The organism is Brucella pseudintermedia (assembly GCF_008932435.1).
GTDB classification, from domain to species: Bacteria; Pseudomonadota; Alphaproteobacteria; order Rhizobiales; family Rhizobiaceae; genus Brucella; species Brucella pseudintermedia.
Map to the genome: position 1 here is coordinate 44,667 of NZ_WBWE01000008.1, position 15,079 is coordinate 59,745.

Genomic DNA, 15,079 nt, shown 5'->3' on the forward strand with positions numbered 1-15,079 from the left:
AAGGCTTTTCGGAAGGTGTTTCAACACCTGTGCGGAGAGTGCGCCTCGGAAGCTTGTCGGCACCGTGGATCTGGATGGAAAACGCACTGGATGAAAAGCATCTTTGATGCTGGTTCGCTTTGCGCTTCGCTCGCCTTGTGATTAGACTGGCTTCTGTGGTGTAACGCAAATGAGGTGTGCCAAATGACTCTGCGTGTATCTGGAAAGCATATGGACGTCGGTGAAGCTTTCACGACCCGGATCATCGATCGGGTTAACGAAGCGGTCGGCAAATATTTCGATCATGGCTTTTCCGGACAGGTTACGGTCACCAAGTCCGGTTCGCGTTTCAGTGCGGATTGCACTCTGCACCTCGATAGCGGTGCGACCCTGCAAAGCACTGGCGAGGCGCAGGATCCGCAACTGGCTTTCGAAGCGGCTGCGGACAAGATCGAAACCCGCCTTCGCCGCTACAAGCGCCGTCTGAAATCGCGTCCTGCCACGCAGCCGGATGCGATCTATGATGACGTTGCATATCGTGTTATGGCACCCCTGCCGGAGGAAGAGGAGGATCTTCCGGCGGATTACGCGCCGACAATTGTTGCGGAATCGTCCGTCGCCCTGCGCACCATGTCGGTGGCGTCGGCGGTCGTGGAACTGGATCTGATTGAGAATCCGGTTCTGGTATTCCGCAACGCCGGCAATGATGAAGTTAATATCGTCTACCGTCGGGCGGACGGCAATATCGGCTGGGTCGATCCATCAATGGTCACCCGCCAGGCCGCGCCCCGCGCCTGACGGCAAACCTGAAGCGCACGCAGCGGACCGCGATCGGCGGCCGCGTGCGCTTCCCCAAACCGGGCTTGAAAAGCCTGATTGAAGAAGGAACGGAGAGAATGGATCTTAGTGATCTGATTCAGCCAGGGGCGATTATCCCTGCGCTGAAAGCCAGCTCCAAAAAGCAGCTTTTGCAGATTTTGTCTGAAAAGGCTGCGGAACTGACCGGTCTCCCTGAGCGCGAAGTTTTCGAAACAATTCTCCAGCGTGAACGCCTCGGTTCCACCGGGGTGGGCAATGGCGTTGCCATTCCGCACGGCAAGCTGGCGAACATCAACAAAATAGCCGGAATCTTCGCTCGTCTGGAAACCCCGGTCGATTTCGAGGCGCTGGACGATCAGCCTGTCGATCTTGTTTTTCTGCTTCTCGCGCCGGAAAATGCCGGCGCGGATCATCTGAAGGCTCTCTCGCGCATCGCCCGTATGCTGCGCGACGCCGATACTGTTGCCAAATTGCGCGGCACACATGACGCGCAGGCGCTTTATTCATTCCTGACGACACAGCCCGCTTCCAACGCGGCCTGAGTTCAAATAGTTTCTCGTAAATAAAGCCGCCGTTCAGTCTGAACGGCGGTTTTATTTGTCTGCTCGCAATGACTGGCAAGTGAAGGGAAACAATGCGGGCAGAAGAAATATCGGCCCAAGGGGGGACGGCGTTCTTGCGCCGAAAGTTTCCGACAATAACCCGTGCGGAATATGAAACCCGCGAGGGCCGGTGTCCCATTCCTGGAGCATTTCCAGCAAAAGTGCGAAACGGTTTTGCGTTCGGAAATGCGGCAAAACAAATAGATAGAGCGGTTCCAACGATTCCGTCAAAACAGGAACTGCTCTAATGCAGCATCACCGTGCGCAGTTCGTGTTCCTGTGCGCCCTGCAACGCGGTCGCGCGAACATCGGAGAGCACGATCGGCTCGCCGCTCGCGCCAAAAAGCGCCCAGAGTTCCAGGCCCGGCTCAATCGGTGGAAGGGCAGGGAAGCTGCGGGCAAGATCATCGGAACGGATCTTGCGCACATAGGCAATTTCACCTTCGCCGAGATGGGCGAATTCATTGTCGGTGAATATCTGTCTGTTCATGGTCGTAGCCTCCATTTCGTCGGCACGTCATTTGCGACCATGCCGCTTCAGAGCTTCGCATTTTTCAATATAGCGGGGTTGTGCTGAATAAAAACTGAACAGTTTCAGTCTTTCACCGCTATGTTGATTCGCTTGATCAGCCGCTCCGGTTCCGGGCGATCAAGATCAATGGCCAAAAGGCCGTTTTTCAGATCACAACCGAGAACCCGCATGCCGTCTGCCAGGACGAAAACGCGCTGGAACTGCCGGGCAGCGATGCCGCGATGCAGAAATTCCCGTTCGGTATCGTCGGTCTGGCGTCCGCGGATGACGAGTTGATTGTCTTCCGTCATGACCTCGAGGTCGTCACTGGAAAATCCGGCCACCGCCAGAGTAATTCGCAGACGTTCGGAACCCGTTTCGCCTCGCAGGCGTTCAATATTATAGGGCGGATAACCGTCGCCGGATTTCGCGATCCGTTCCAGCGTCTTTTCCATCGTGTCGAATCCGAGCAGCAGAGGGCTCGAAAACGGTGTCATTCTTGTCATTGCATCAGTCCTTGATGAGAAGCGACCGTTACGAAGAGAACCCTTGCGGCGTATCTCCTCGGTAACTGATATGGCTTGTGAAAAGCCTGACTTCAAGGGCCAATCCGTATTCCTTCACTCCATCCTAGGATGAAGCTCAGGCGCAATATACCCGGAAACATTAGGAGTGGTGTTATCGGCGCGCTTCCGCGAGCGCCGCGCCAAAAGCCGTTGCGAAGCTTTCACGATCGTCGGGATTGAGGAACTTGCCGATGGCGACGCTCTTTTCGCGGCTCTCGACGCTCATGCCGGTGATCCCTATGTCCGGTTTTCGCGCTACCTTGAACCGTGTCCAGAATGGATTGAAGCGATGGGCGGTCATCTTGCCGGATGAAGCATATTTGCGAATATGCAAGGCAGAGCGGGACACGGAAATTTCTTCGCGCGCGCGAGCTGCACGATAATTCCAGCGGAAAGCCAGATAGATAAGCAGAACATCAAGGCCGAAAAACCCGAAGATCGGCCAAGCCCCGATGGACCAGAAAAGAATGCCCACAAACATCCAGCAACCGATCAGCGCCCCCATCAATACGGCAAAGCCCGTGCGCCCCAGCGAACGATAGGGCGTGAGCAGGGCCTCGAAAATGGGTTTCTCGAACCGGTCGGGTTCCGCGCCGTCTGGATGGTGCATCGTTTTCAGATCATCTCGCAACGCCGCATTGGGCCTGCGTCAAGCTGCTGATTGTTTTGTCGATCAAGAACCCATTATAGAGGCGGAATGGAAAAGGCCAAAATCAAATCGCCCGTGAATGCATCTCCCACCCGTTCCCAACGCCGGGTGCGGGGTACGCTTTATACGGCGGATGAAATTCACGAAATATTCCGCCGTTTCTCCATCCAGAGACCCGAGCCGAAGGGCGAGCTTGAGCATGTGAATGCTTTTACCCTTCTCGTCGCCGTCGTCCTGTCGGCGCAGGCCACCGACGCAGGCGTCAACAAGGCGACACGCGGCCTCTTTGCCGTTGCCGATACGCCGCAGAAAATGCTGGCGCTTGGCGAGGAAAAAGTCGGCGACTACATCCGCACCATCGGCCTTTGGCGCAACAAGGCGAAAAACGTCATTCTCCTGTCCGAAGCCCTGATCCGCGATTATGGCGGAGAAGTGCCGGGCGACCGCGACGAACTGGTGAAATTGCCGGGCGTTGGCCGCAAGACGGCCAATGTGGTGCTGAACATGGCTTTCGGCCAGCCGACCATGGCGGTGGACACGCATATTCTGCGCATCGGCAACCGGATCGGTCTTGCGCCCGGCAAGACTCCGGAAGCTGTCGAAGCCATTCTGGTGCGGGTCATTCCGGCGGAGTACATGCTGCACGCGCATCACTGGCTCATCCTGCATGGCCGTTACGTCTGCAAGGCGCGCAAGCCGGAATGCGAGAAGTGCGTGATTGCCGATATCTGCAAATATCCGGCGAAAACCTGCGACGTGCCGGCGCCGCTTATCCCTTTGCCGCCGCAGGTGTAAGCCGGGCCTCACGCTTCGAGATGGCTTTATGCAGATGCACCATCATGGTTGCAGCAAAAAGCGGCGTCAGAAGGTTGACGATGGGGACCGCCATGAAGCCCGCAATCAGCAGTCCGGCCAGAAAGACCGTCACGCCATAATGCGATCTTAGCGCCTTGGCTTCGGCTTCCGAACGATAGCGCATGGCCGCAAACTCGAAAAATTCCCGTCCGAGCAGATAAGCGTTGATGACGAAGAAGGCGATCAGGTTGATGCCGGGTATGAACAGCATCAGCAGGGCTGCGATATTGCCGATGATGACAATGCCCAGAAATTTCAGCGAAACGACGATGGAACGCCCGGTTGGCAAGGCTGAGCCTGGGGGATCGTTCGGATAGTCTTCGCGCTCGACCACTTCGGCCACATCGTCGAGAAACAGGCCAGCCACGAGCGCCGTGACGGGCGCGATCATCAATGCCAGCACAAGCGCCAGGCCAAGGCCTGCGACAATGGCGGCGACGATGCCGAGCCAGCCTGCCCATTCCGGCATGCCGGGCAATATCTGCTCCATCCAAGGCCAGGCGAAAGTAAAAAAGATTTGACGAACGGCGGCCCACAGGCCAGCCAGCAGAAGAAGCGTCAAGCCCAGCGTTTTCCAGAAAACTGCACGCAGTTCCGGTGTGGTCAGGCGTTTCAGAGCCTTCAATGCAGCATCCAGGATCATTTTCGCCCCGATTTCGACTGTGGACAAGGATGGAAATAGGTATGCCGCTCTTCCCTAGCAACCCGCGCGATCACGGTACGGAAGCCTGCAGGGTAGCCAAAGGGACTGCAAACGGCTAAACCGGCACGCACGTGACCGGTCTGCTTCTGGCGGGCAGGAGACTAATCTAAAGGGGAGCTTCTCGCGCTCATGGCCACATTCGACGTCCTTTGCATCGGCAATGCCATTGTCGATATTCTTTCCCGCACCGACGACTCTTTTCTGGAAACAAACGGTATTGTCAAAGGCGCGATGAACCTGATCGATGCGGATCGCGCCGAATTGCTCTATAGCCGGATAGCAGGCCCGGCGACGGAAATGTCCGGCGGCAGTGCCGGAAATACGGCGGCTGGCGTGGCGAGCCTCGGCGGACGCTCGGCCTATTTCGGCAAGGTCGCGGCCGATCATCTGGGCCGTGTTTTCGCGCACGATATCCGCGCACAGGGCGTTGCGTTCGACACGCGCCCGCTGGAAAATGGATCGCCGACCGCCCGCTCGATGATTTTCGTGACGCCGGACGGCGAACGTTCAATGAACACCTTTCTCGGTGCCTGCGTGGAACTTGGCCCGGAGGATGTTGAAACCTCCAAGGTGTCCGATGCGAAAGTGACTTATTTCGAAGGCTATCTGTGGGACCCGCCGCGCGCCAAGGAAGCCATCGTGATGGCGTCGAAGATCGCGCATGAGAAAAATCGCCAGATGGCGATGACGCTTTCCGATCCGTTCTGTGTCGACCGGTATCGCGGGGAGTTTCTGGAGCTTATGCGCTCGCGCACCGTCGATATCGTTTTCGCCAACGAGGACGAGGCCAAGTCGCTCTATAAGACAAAGTCGCTTGAAACGGCGATTGCCTGCATGCGCATGGATTGCGCGCTTTCAATCATCACCCGTTCGGAAAAAGGTGCCGTCGTGGTTACGCCGGACCAGACCCTGACGGTTCCTGCCATCGAAATCGATGCGCTGGTCGACACGACCGGGGCAGGCGACCTTTATGCCGCCGGTTTCCTTTATGGTTATACGAACGACCGCTCGCTTGAAGATTGCGCCCGCCTCGGCTCGCTGGCGGCAGGCATGATCATCCAGCAGATGGGTCCGCGTCCGCAGGTCAGCCTGCAGGCGGCTGCAAGCCAGGCAGGGCTTGTATAAAACTATTCAGGCCTGATGATCCGGTCGCGCTGAAGCTCTTCTTCGGTGCGTCCGGGACGGCTTTTATAGACGGGCAACGTCCAGCCGAAATAAAGTGCGCCGCCACGAATGACAAAGGCGGTCACGGCCGCTGCAACTGCGCATATGGCTGGCTCAACCCGCAGCCAGGCCAGCAGGACATAGAGGCACGCACCGGCAAGCGAAGCCGTGACATAGATTTCCCGCCGCATCAGCACGGAAGGCTCGCCAGCCACCATGTCGCGCAATATTCCGCCGAGCGTGGCCGTGGAAATGCCGGTCACAATGGCGACGGACGGCCCGAAACCAAGCGCCAGCCCCTTGGCGGCGCCCAGCACCGTATAGGCCGCCATGCCGATCGCATCGAGCCAGAGCAAGGCGCGATAGCGCGACTCAACCATGTGCGCGGTAAAATAGACGACAATTGCCGCCAGCGTGCCAGCCAACAGATAGCTCGGCTCCACGACCCAGAAGACAGGGGCGCCGAGCACGAGATCGCGAAAGGTGCCGCCGCCAATCCCGGTAATGTTGGCAAGGAACAGAAAACCGATAATGTCGAGCTGCCGGCGCGAGGCGGCAAGAGCGCCGGTCGCGGCGAAAACGAAAACGCCCGCGAAGTTCAAAAACTCAGGAATCGTCACGCCGCGGCTCTCCTCCACACATTCTGGAACAACTTTTCATCGGTGCGCCCCAATAGCAATATGCATGTTATGGCAAACCGAAGCGCAGATAAGAAAAGAGCGGCAGACAAAGCCGCCGCTCCAAATCGCATCCGCTATCTATCGAATCAGGCATTGCCTTCGGGAGCGGCAGCGCCGTTATCGGCGGTTGCCTTTGGACCGCCCTTTGACACGCCGACCATGGCCGGGCGCAGTACGCGGTCGCCGATGGCGTAACCATCCTGCACGACCTGCACAACGGTATTGTTCGGCAGGTCCGCGTTCGGTACTTCGAACATGGCCTGATGGAAATTCGGGTCGAACTTCTGGCCTTCCGGTTCCAGCTTCTTGACGCCGTGGCGTTCCAGAGCGTGCAGCATGGCGCGTTTGGTCATTTCCACGCCGTCGGCGAGCGACTTCAGGCTGGCATCGGTTTCCAGGGCGTCGGCAGGGATAGCCTCGAGTGCGCGGCCCAGATTGTCGGAAACCGAAAGCATGTCGCGGGCGAAGTTGGTCACGGCATAGGCGCGCGCGTCCTGCACGTCGCGCTGGGTGCGCTTGCGCAGGTTTTCCATTTCGGCGGCTGCACGCAGCAGCTGGTCTTTCAGCTCGCCATTATCCGCTTCGAGCATGGCAATCCGGTTCGCCGTTTCATCCACCGCCGCTTCGGCTTCGTCCTCGGCTGCTTCCGCACGGGCTTCTGCCTTGCGCGCCTTCAGAAATTCGTCGGCAGCACGGTTGAGCGCCTCACGATCCCGGGGATTGTTGATATCGCGCTGCTCAAGATCGGGGTTCTGGGATTTGTCTTTTTCGTCAGCCATGATGCTACTTCCGTCTTGAATAGGGCATTTCCAGCAAAAGCGCGTTCGCCTTTTGCAGAGGATAATGCGAAGAACAAATAGATAGATAGAGTGGGGCCAACGCTTTTGTCAAAGTGGGAACCGTTCTATCTTTGGGGCGGATATCGAGTTTCAGGCCAATAAAATCAAGGTCTAATTTCCGAGCCGCGACCGCCTCCCGGAAAGTCTGACAGCTACCGCAGAAGCCGGGACACGATCTGGGCGGTATAGTCCACCATCGGGACAATCCGTGCATAATTGAGCCGTGTCGGCCCGATTACCCCCAAGGCACCGATAACCCTTTGCTCGCTGTCGCGATAGGGCGCCACCACCAGTGAAGAGCCGGAAAGGGAGAAAAGCTTGTTTTCCGAGCCGATGAAGATTCGCACGCCCGACCCGGCCTCGGCAAGATCGAGAAGCTGGACCATGCCGTCCTTGGTCTCGAGATCATCGAACAGATGGCGCAGGCGCTCTATGTCTTCCTGTGCATGGATATTTTCCAGAAGATTGGCGCGCCCGCGCACAATCAATCGCGCCGGTTGATCCGTTCCGGCTCCGCTCCAGACGGCCAGCCCCTGGGCAACCAGTTCCTGCGACAGCTGGTCGAGTTCCTGCCGCGTTTCTTCCGTCAGCTTTTTCAGTTCCGCCTTGGCTTCGGAGAGCGTGTGGCCGTGAATATGCGCGTTGAGAAAATTCGATGCCTCGACCAGTTGCGAATTGCTGATGCCGGCAGGAAGGTTGACGACGCGGTTTTCGACATCGCCATTCTGCATGACCAGCACCGCAAGCGCCCGGGTCGGTTCAAGGCGAACAAATTCGATATGTTTCAGCGCGCCTTCGGCCTTGGTGGCAAGCACGAGGCCCGCGCCGCGCGACAGGCCGGACAGAACCTGGCTTGCTTCGGTAAGGACGCTTTCGACCGAATTGTTTGTGCCGGCGGAACGAACCTGCGCTTCAATGGAGGAGCGTTCCTCCGGCGGCAGATCGCCCACTTCCAGAAATGCATCGACAAAGAAACGCAGTCCGATCTGCGTCGGCAGGCGCCCGGCCGAAACATGCGGCGCATAGATGAGGCCCAGATGCTCCAGGTCGCTCATGACATTGCGAATGGTCGCAGGCGAAAGCGCCTGTGGCAGCAAGCGCGACAGGTTGCGCGAGCCGAGTGGATCGCCATCGTTCAGATAGGTTTCCACGATCAACCGAAAAATATCACGCGAACGCTGGTCGAGCGAACTCAGAAGCTGGTGTTCCGGCGTTTTCATCATATTATGGTCGCAAACTTTACGAATGGCATAGGCCGAATATAAGGTCGCCAGTCAAAGCGTCAAAGGGTTTAGTACTGCCCTGACAGTCCTCTCAACATCTCTGTCGGTTTTTCGGACGGAGCGCCTTTCTATTTGCGTGTGGGAAGCCTAAAAAGCCGCACAGGAAACTGAATCGAGGAATTCTTCATGCGTCCATCCAAGCGTGCGGCTGACGAAATGCGCGCCGTCTCTTTCGAACGCGGCATCTCCAAACATGCCGAGGGCTCCTGCCTCGTCAAATTTGGCGATACGCATGTGCTGTGCACCGCAAGCCTTGAGGAAAAGGTGCCTGGCTGGATGCGCAATACGGGCAAGGGCTGGGTCACGGCGGAATACGGCATGCTGCCGCGCTCGACCGGCGACCGCATGCGCCGCGAAGCTGCCGCTGGCAAGCAGGGCGGGCGCACGCAGGAAATCCAGCGCCTGATCGGACGCTCGTTGCGCGCGGTTGTCGACATGCAGGCGCTCGGCGAAGTGCAGATCACGGTCGACTGCGACGTCATTCAGGCCGATGGCGGCACCCGCACGGCGGCTATCACCGGCGGCTGGGTGGCGCTTCATGAATGCCTGCGCTGGATGGAAGCGCGCCAGATGGTGCGCGTCGAGAAGGTCCTGAAAGACCATATCGCCGCGATTTCCTGCGGTATCTACGAGGGCGAGCCGGTGCTCGATCTCGACTATGCCGAAGATTCCGTCGCCGAGACCGACAGCAATTTCGTGATGACCGGCAAGGGCGGCATCGTTGAAATTCAGGGAACGGCGGAAGGCGCGCCTTTCTCGGAAGAAGAATTCGCCAGCCTGATGAAGCTTGCGCGCGGCGGCATTGATCGTCTTGTGTCCTTGCAGAAAATGGCTGTCGCCTGATAGGAACGAGGTCTGCTCCATATATCGAGGAGACCTCATCCATGCGCGCAGCACGCATTCTTGAAACCGCTCTTTATGTCCGCGATGTCGCCGAGGCGATAGAGTTCTATCAGGGAACGATGGGACTGGAGCCGGTTGGGAAAGTCAGTGACCGCAATGCATTTTTCCGCTGTGGAGAGGGCATATTGCTTCTCTTCAAGGCGGAAGAAACATTGAAGCCGCCGCTTCCCGGACATTTGCCGGTACCGGCCCATGGCACCAGCGGGCCCGGTCATGTCTGTTTTGCCGCAAGCCGTGAGGAGATGGAAGGCTGGCGCAGCCATCTGGCAAAACACGGCGTGACAATAGAGGCCGAGTTCGATTGGCCCAATGGTGCGCATTCGATTTACTTTCGCGATCCATCCGGCAATTCGCTGGAGATCGCCGAACCCCAACTATGGAACTGACAATGAGAAAGCTGGAAAAGGGCAAGCTGATCGTCGCTTCGCACAATGCGGGCAAGCTGAAGGAATTTGATGGACTGATCGGCCCGTTCGGTTTTGAGGTCACTTCGGTTGCCGCTCTCGGTCTTCCTGAACCCGATGAAACGGGCACCACATTTGAGGAAAACGCCTATATCAAGGCGCTCGCTGCGGCAGAAGCCACCGGCCTGCCCGCATTGTCCGACGATTCCGGCATGATGGTCGATGCGCTTGACGGCGATCCCGGCGTCTACACCGCAAACTGGGCCGAGACCGAGGACGGTACGCGCGATTTCGACATGGCGATGCAGAAGGTGGAGAACCTGCTGCAGGAAAAGGGCGCCGTTGAACCGCAGCAGCGCAAGGCACGCTTCGTATCGGTCATTTGCCTTGCCTGGCCGGATGGCGAGGCGGAATATTTCCGTGGCGAGGTCGAAGGAACGATAGTCTGGCCGCCGCGCGGCACGACCGGCTTCGGCTTCGATCCGATTTTCCTGCCCGATGGCTATGAAAAGACCTTTGGCGAAATGACCGCCGATGAAAAGCATGGCTGGAAACCGGGCGACGCTTCGGCCCTGTCGCACCGTGCGCGCGCCTTCAAGCTTTTCGCCGAAAAAGCGCTCGATGTGGAAGCGGCCCCCGCGAAATGAACAAGCTGTTTCCCCCTTTGCAGGAGAAAAATGCTGCCAGCGCGATCCCGATCACGCGCGCAAACGGGGAAAATGCGTTTGGCGTATATTTGCACTGGCCGTTCTGTCTGGCCAAATGCCCTTATTGCGACTTCAACAGCCATGTTCGCCACAAGCCGGTCGATCAGGCGCGTTTTTCCGAGGCGTTTCTTCGCGAGATGGAAACGCTGCGCGCACGCACCGGCCCGCGCACGATCACCAGCATATTCCTCGGCGGCGGCACGCCGTCGCTGATGCAGCCTGAAACGGTTGGCGCGCTTCTCGACGGGATCGCGTCGCATTGGTCCGTTGCGCCAGATATTGAGGTGACGCTGGAAGCAAACCCCACCAGCGTCGAGGCTGATCGTTTTCGTAGCTATCGCGCGGCAGGCGTCAACCGCGTGTCGCTCGGCATTCAGGCGCTCAACGATCCCGATCTGCGCCGCTTGGGGCGCATGCATTCGGTCGAGGAAGCGAAGGCCGCCATCCGTCTGGCGCGCGAGATTTTCCCGCGCCTGTCCTTCGATCTGATTTATGCGCGCCCGAACCAGACCATTGAGGCCTGGCGCGAGGAGTTGAAGGAAGCTATCGGGCTTGCCGCCGATCATCTGTCGCTCTATCAGCTGACCATCGAGGAAGGCACGCAGTTCTACAATCTGTGGAAGGCTGGCAAGCTGACGACGCCGGAGCCGGATCACGCCGCAGCCCTTTATGAGGAAACGCAAAGGGTGACGGCGGAGCACGGTCTTCCCGCCTATGAAATTTCCAATCATGCCGTGCCGGGGCGCGAGTCGCAGCACAATCTGGTCTATTGGCGCTATGGGCAATATGTCGGCATCGGTCCGGGCGCGCACGGGCGTTTCGTGGAAAACGATGTGCGCACGGTAACCATGACCGAAAAACACCCGGAGACCTGGCTGGACAAGGTGGAACGCAGTGGTCACGGCATTGTCGAGGAAGAATATCTCGACGGCGAGCAGGAAGGTGACGAGTTTTTGATGATGGGCCTGCGCTTGCGCGAAGGCATTGATCTGGACCGTTACAGGCGGCTGTCGGGCCATGCGGTCGATGAGAAGCGATTGGCGAAACTGATTGCCGAAGGCATGATCGAGCCGATGAGCGGCAGCTTCATCCGCGCCACGCCGGACGGTGCGCTGGTGCTGGATGCGCTGGTCGCTGATCTCGCGGCATAAAGGATAAGCAATGACTGATGATACGGGCGAGGGGCGGCGCGAATATGTGGTGGGCGGCACAACGATGCGCGCCCGGCCGCTGGAGCCCGCGCTTTACATCGTCTCCACGCCGATCGGAAATCTGGGCGACATGACGCTGCGCGGCATCGAAACGCTGGCTTCGGTCGATGTTCTGGCCTGCGAGGATACACGCGTGACCCGCGTTCTGCTTGATCGCTATGGTATTGCGCGTCGCCCCATCAGCTATCACGAACACAATGCCGCTGAAGCCGGAGAAAAGCTGATTGCGGCGCTGATGGCGGGCAAAAGCGTTGCGCTGGTGTCCGACGCGGGGACGCCCCTCGTGTCCGATCCCGGTTTTCGGCTGGTTGGCGAGGCGCGTGAAGCAGGCATAAAGGTCGTGCCGGTGCCGGGCGCTTCCGCCGTTCTCGCCGCCCTTGCTGCTTCAGGCCTCCCAACAGACGCCTTCATGTTCTGCGGCTTCCTGCCATCCAAGCATGGACAGCGATTGTCGAAACTTGAAAGCCTCAAAAACATCGATGCAACGCTGGTATTCTACGAGTCGCCCAACCGCACCGCTGCAACACTGGCCGACATGGCTGCTGCTTTCGGAGCGGAACGGGCGGGTGCGCTCTGCCGTGAATTGACCAAAGCCTATGAAACCGTTGTCACGGCATCGCTGGGTGAACTTGCGGCACGATTTGACGGTGAGGATCGTATTCGCGGTGAGGTCGTGCTGCTGGTCGGCCCGCCCGCTGGCGATGCTGTTCCGCAAAGTGAGGAAGATATCGACAGGCTGCTTCTGTCGCTTGCCGCTGAACTGCCGCCATCGAAGGCCGCAGGCGAGGCGGCGCGCATGACCGGCGGACAGAAATCGGTTCTCTATCAGCGTCTCATGCAGCTGAAATCGGACCAGCGATGACGGACTTCCGCGAGAAAAAGCGAACGGCTTTCTTTCGCGGACACAGCGCCGAACGTTTTGCTTCGGTGGCGCTTCTTCTCAAAGGCTTTCGCATTGTCGCGCGGCGCTATCGCACGCGGCTCGGCGAAATCGATCTGATTGCCCGGCGCGGCGATCTGGTGCTCATCGTCGAGGTCAAGGCCCGGGACAGTCTGGAAGCGGCGCAACTGGCGGTCACGCCTGAGGCCATGCACCGCATCGAAGCCGCCGCCGATCTCTGGCTGCAACGCCAGCCCGATCATGCTCGCCTCTCGCTGCGTTTCGATCTGATCGCCGTCTTGCCGGGGCGGTGGCCGAAGCATGTCCCTGCATTTTTCACGAGCGGCAATTACTTATAAGCTTATGTAAATCCTATAAAAATTGTGGGGTATATTTGCCCTGCTTCCGGGAATGAAAATCCTGCAATTGCCTGATTTGAGAAAAAGTGATGCGCGGCGAGATTTTCGCACGCAAGCCCGTTTCTTATAAAATTGCGCCGCTCAAAGGATAATGGCGCCATCTTAAAAGGATGGTGCTCATGTCTTTTTCGCAGAAGCGTCTGCTGGCTGATTTTCCTGCCTTCTTCCGGGTGTCGGAAGAGGTGGTTGTCGTCGTCGGCGGCGGCGAGGAAGCACTCAACAAGGCGCGCCTTGTGGCGCAGACGTCCGCACGCCTTCGCATCGTGGCCGAGGAAACGGAAGATCATCTGGCCGAGTTCATCGCAAGCCATGATGTGGAGCATATAGCAGCACCTTTCGCATCGGAACATGTTGAAGGCGCAAAGCTTGTTTTCGTGGCAACCGGCGATGAAGCGCAGGATCGCGCCGTTGCCGCTGTGGTCAAGGCACAAAAGGTCCCGGTCAATGTCGTTGACCGTCCGGCACTTTGCGATTTCCTGACGCCTGCCATCGTCAACCGTGCGCCGCTTACGATTGCCATCGGTTCGGAAGGAAGCGCTCCGGTGCTGGCGCAGATGGTTCGCGCACGTATCGACGCCGCCTTTTCGCCGCGCCTTGGCGAGCTTGCGCATTTTGCCGAAAGCTGGCGACCACGGGTCGAGCGTGCGCTGCCGAAAGGTCTGGCGCGCCGCAGTTTCTGGCGCGGGTTCTTTTCGGGCCGCGTTGCCAAGGCCATCGAAAATGGCGACCACGCGCAAGCATCCCGGGCCGCGAGCGACCTGATCGAACAGCGCGACAATGCCGCCGGTTATGTCTGGCTGGTCGGTGCCGGGCCGGGCGCGGAAGACCTGCTGACGCTTCGCGCGCACCGCGCTTTGATGGAAGCCGATGTCATCGTGCACGATGCGCTGGTGCCGGAAGGCGTCATTGCCATGGGACGACGCGATGCCGAGCGTCTTGCCGTTGGCAAGCGCAAGGGCTGCCACTCCAAGAGCCAGGAAGAGATCAACCGCCTGCTGGTCTCGCTGGGGCGGGAAGGCAAGCGCGTCGTTCGGTTGAAATCCGGCGATCCGCTGGTGTTCGGACGCGCAGGCGAGGAAATGGCGGCATTGCGTTCCGCCGGTATCGGTTTTGAGATCGTGCCGGGCATTACGTCTGCCTTTGCTGCCGCCGCCGATATGGAACTGCCGCTGACGCTGCGCGGTGTCGCGTCGTCGCTTGTGTTCACGACCGGCCATGACATGACGGGCGACGTGCTGCCGGGCTGGGCAAAGCTTGCCGTCTCCGGCGCGACTATCGCCGTCTATATGGGCTCGACGGTTGCTGCATCGGTTGCCGCGCGCCTGATTGCGGCGGGCTTGCATGAAGATACTGCCGTGGCGGTGGTGGAAAACGCAAGCCGTCAAGACAAGCGCCTGTTTCACGGCACGCTCAAGGATTTGCCGGATCTGGAAAGCCGCAAGGAGCTTTCCGGCCCGGTCATGGTGATCATTGGCGACGCGGTCGCCGGTGCCGCAATCGACAAAGCCGAAGCGCTGGCCCTCAAGCCGGTTTCCGTCGCAGCCTGAACCCGTCGATGCGGGCAACAAAAGTTTGGAGTTTGGAAATGGTTGTAAAAGTTCTCACTGCAAACCGGCTGATCGACGGACAGGCTGTGTGGCTCGGTGCCGACGGTTCGTGGCAGGAGACCATCGACGGCGCGCTGGTGGCCCGTCACGCGGAGGCCGTCGAAGCGCTTGAAGATGCTGGCAAGGTTGCTGCGAAAGCCAATCTGGTCGTCGATGTGAATGTGATCGATGTGGAGGAACGCGCCGAGGGACTTTACCCCATCCGCCTGCGTGAACGTATCCGCCTTTCCGGCCCCACCATCGTCACCTTCGGCGATCTGCCCCTCGACAAGCCTGAATTGAAGCGCGCTTCCTGAAT

Annotated in this window: 19 protein-coding genes; 12 read left to right on the forward strand and 7 right to left on the reverse strand. The window is 58.9% G+C overall.

Annotation, left to right across the window (positions count from 1 at the left end; genetic code table 11):
• The first annotated feature begins 183 nt into the window (after positions 1 to 183).
• Both hpf and ptsN read left to right on the forward strand, forming a co-directional pair.
• Complete coding sequence (gene hpf, locus F9K78_RS11710) at positions 184 to 777, forward strand: ribosome hibernation-promoting factor, HPF/YfiA family (RefSeq protein ID WP_006470905.1); 594 nt, start codon at positions 184 to 186, stop codon at positions 775 to 777.
• A gap of 98 nt (positions 778 to 875) precedes the next feature.
• Complete coding sequence (gene ptsN / locus F9K78_RS11715) at positions 876 to 1,340, forward strand: PTS IIA-like nitrogen regulatory protein PtsN (protein WP_105540903.1); 465 nt, start codon at positions 876 to 878, stop codon at positions 1,338 to 1,340.
• Positions 1,341 to 1,644: 304 nt separating this feature from the next.
• On the opposite strand, the gene F9K78_RS11720 is transcribed toward ptsN, so the two are convergent.
• The 3 genes from F9K78_RS11720 to F9K78_RS11730 form a co-directional block, all read right to left on the reverse strand.
• Positions 1,645 to 1,890 (reverse strand): BQ00720 family protein, encoded by a 246-nt coding sequence (locus F9K78_RS11720; protein WP_121980729.1) that lies wholly within the window; start codon positions 1,888 to 1,890, stop codon positions 1,645 to 1,647.
• Between the two features lie 104 nt (positions 1,891 to 1,994).
• A complete protein-coding gene (locus F9K78_RS11725; RefSeq protein WP_006470903.1) occupies positions 1,995 to 2,417 on the reverse strand; it encodes an Hsp20 family protein in 423 nt (140 codons plus the stop codon).
• A 172-nt stretch (positions 2,418 to 2,589) separates the two neighbouring features.
• Positions 2,590 to 3,087, reverse strand: a complete 498-nt coding sequence (locus F9K78_RS11730) for a DUF2244 domain-containing protein (protein WP_121980730.1) — start codon at positions 3,085 to 3,087, stop codon at positions 2,590 to 2,592.
• A gap of 87 nt (positions 3,088 to 3,174) precedes the next feature.
• Between F9K78_RS11730 and nth the strand changes: the two genes are divergently transcribed.
• Positions 3,175 to 3,921: an endonuclease III gene (gene nth, locus F9K78_RS11735; protein ID WP_121980731.1), complete on the forward strand. Its 747-nt coding sequence runs from the start codon at positions 3,175 to 3,177 to the stop codon at positions 3,919 to 3,921.
• Here nth and F9K78_RS11740 read toward each other — a convergent pair.
• Positions 3,896 to 4,624, reverse strand: coding sequence for a sulfate transporter family protein (locus tag F9K78_RS11740; protein WP_121985812.1), 729 nt, complete (start codon positions 4,622 to 4,624; stop codon positions 3,896 to 3,898). The genes nth and F9K78_RS11740 overlap by 26 nt on opposite strands.
• 189 nt (positions 4,625 to 4,813) lie before the next feature.
• Here F9K78_RS11740 and F9K78_RS11745 point away from each other — a divergent pair, with 189 nt between their 5' ends.
• A complete protein-coding gene (locus F9K78_RS11745; protein WP_121980732.1) occupies positions 4,814 to 5,809 on the forward strand; it encodes an adenosine kinase in 996 nt (331 codons plus the stop codon).
• A gap of 2 nt (positions 5,810 to 5,811) precedes the next feature.
• Here F9K78_RS11745 and F9K78_RS11750 read toward each other — a convergent pair whose 3' ends face one another.
• The 3 genes from F9K78_RS11750 to hrcA all read right to left on the reverse strand — a co-directional run bounded on the left by F9K78_RS11750 (position 5,812) and on the right by hrcA (position 8,590).
• Complete coding sequence (locus tag F9K78_RS11750) at positions 5,812 to 6,468, reverse strand: trimeric intracellular cation channel family protein (protein ID WP_121985811.1); 657 nt, start codon at positions 6,466 to 6,468, stop codon at positions 5,812 to 5,814.
• Positions 6,469 to 6,614: 146 nt separating this feature from the next.
• The gene (grpE, locus tag F9K78_RS11755) at positions 6,615 to 7,307 is read right to left on the reverse strand and encodes a nucleotide exchange factor GrpE (RefSeq protein ID WP_121985740.1); all 693 of its coding nucleotides are present in this window, start codon (positions 7,305 to 7,307) and stop codon (positions 6,615 to 6,617) included.
• 212 nt (positions 7,308 to 7,519) lie between these two features.
• Positions 7,520 to 8,590 (reverse strand): heat-inducible transcriptional repressor HrcA, encoded by a 1,071-nt coding sequence (gene hrcA, locus F9K78_RS11765; protein ID WP_121980735.1) that lies wholly within the window; start codon positions 8,588 to 8,590, stop codon positions 7,520 to 7,522.
• A gap of 186 nt (positions 8,591 to 8,776) precedes the next feature.
• Here hrcA and rph point away from each other — a divergent pair, with 186 nt between their 5' ends.
• The 8 genes from rph (at position 8,777) to F9K78_RS11805 (ending at position 15,077) form a co-directional block, all read left to right on the forward strand.
• A complete protein-coding gene (gene rph, locus F9K78_RS11770; protein WP_006465898.1) occupies positions 8,777 to 9,493 on the forward strand; it encodes a ribonuclease PH in 717 nt (238 codons plus the stop codon).
• 41 nt (positions 9,494 to 9,534) lie between these two features.
• Positions 9,535 to 9,939 (forward strand): VOC family protein, encoded by a 405-nt coding sequence (locus F9K78_RS11775; RefSeq protein ID WP_121985738.1) that lies wholly within the window; start codon positions 9,535 to 9,537, stop codon positions 9,937 to 9,939.
• 2 nt (positions 9,940 to 9,941) lie between these two features.
• Entirely contained in the window at positions 9,942 to 10,604 is a 663-nt protein-coding gene (rdgB, locus tag F9K78_RS11780; RefSeq protein WP_121985810.1) for an RdgB/HAM1 family non-canonical purine NTP pyrophosphatase, read from the forward strand.
• A complete protein-coding gene (gene hemW, locus F9K78_RS11785) occupies positions 10,601 to 11,815 on the forward strand; it encodes a radical SAM family heme chaperone HemW (RefSeq protein WP_121985737.1) in 1,215 nt (404 codons plus the stop codon). Before rdgB ends, hemW begins: the two co-directional genes overlap by 4 nt.
• A gap of 10 nt (positions 11,816 to 11,825) precedes the next feature.
• The gene (gene rsmI, locus F9K78_RS11790; RefSeq protein ID WP_121985736.1) at positions 11,826 to 12,737 is read left to right on the forward strand and encodes a 16S rRNA (cytidine(1402)-2'-O)-methyltransferase; all 912 of its coding nucleotides are present in this window, start codon (positions 11,826 to 11,828) and stop codon (positions 12,735 to 12,737) included.
• Positions 12,734 to 13,114: a YraN family protein gene (locus tag F9K78_RS11795; RefSeq protein WP_121985735.1), complete on the forward strand. Its 381-nt coding sequence runs from the start codon at positions 12,734 to 12,736 to the stop codon at positions 13,112 to 13,114. Before rsmI ends, F9K78_RS11795 begins: the two co-directional genes overlap by 4 nt.
• A 170-nt stretch (positions 13,115 to 13,284) precedes the next feature.
• The gene (cysG, locus tag F9K78_RS11800) at positions 13,285 to 14,721 is read left to right on the forward strand and encodes a siroheme synthase CysG (protein ID WP_121985734.1); all 1,437 of its coding nucleotides are present in this window, start codon (positions 13,285 to 13,287) and stop codon (positions 14,719 to 14,721) included.
• A 38-nt stretch (positions 14,722 to 14,759) separates the two neighbouring features.
• Positions 14,760 to 15,077 carry a DUF2849 domain-containing protein gene (locus tag F9K78_RS11805; RefSeq protein WP_121985733.1) on the forward strand — a complete coding sequence of 106 codons (318 nt, stop codon included), beginning with the start codon at positions 14,760 to 14,762 and terminating at the stop codon, positions 15,075 to 15,077.
• Positions 15,078 to 15,079 lie beyond the last annotated feature (2 nt).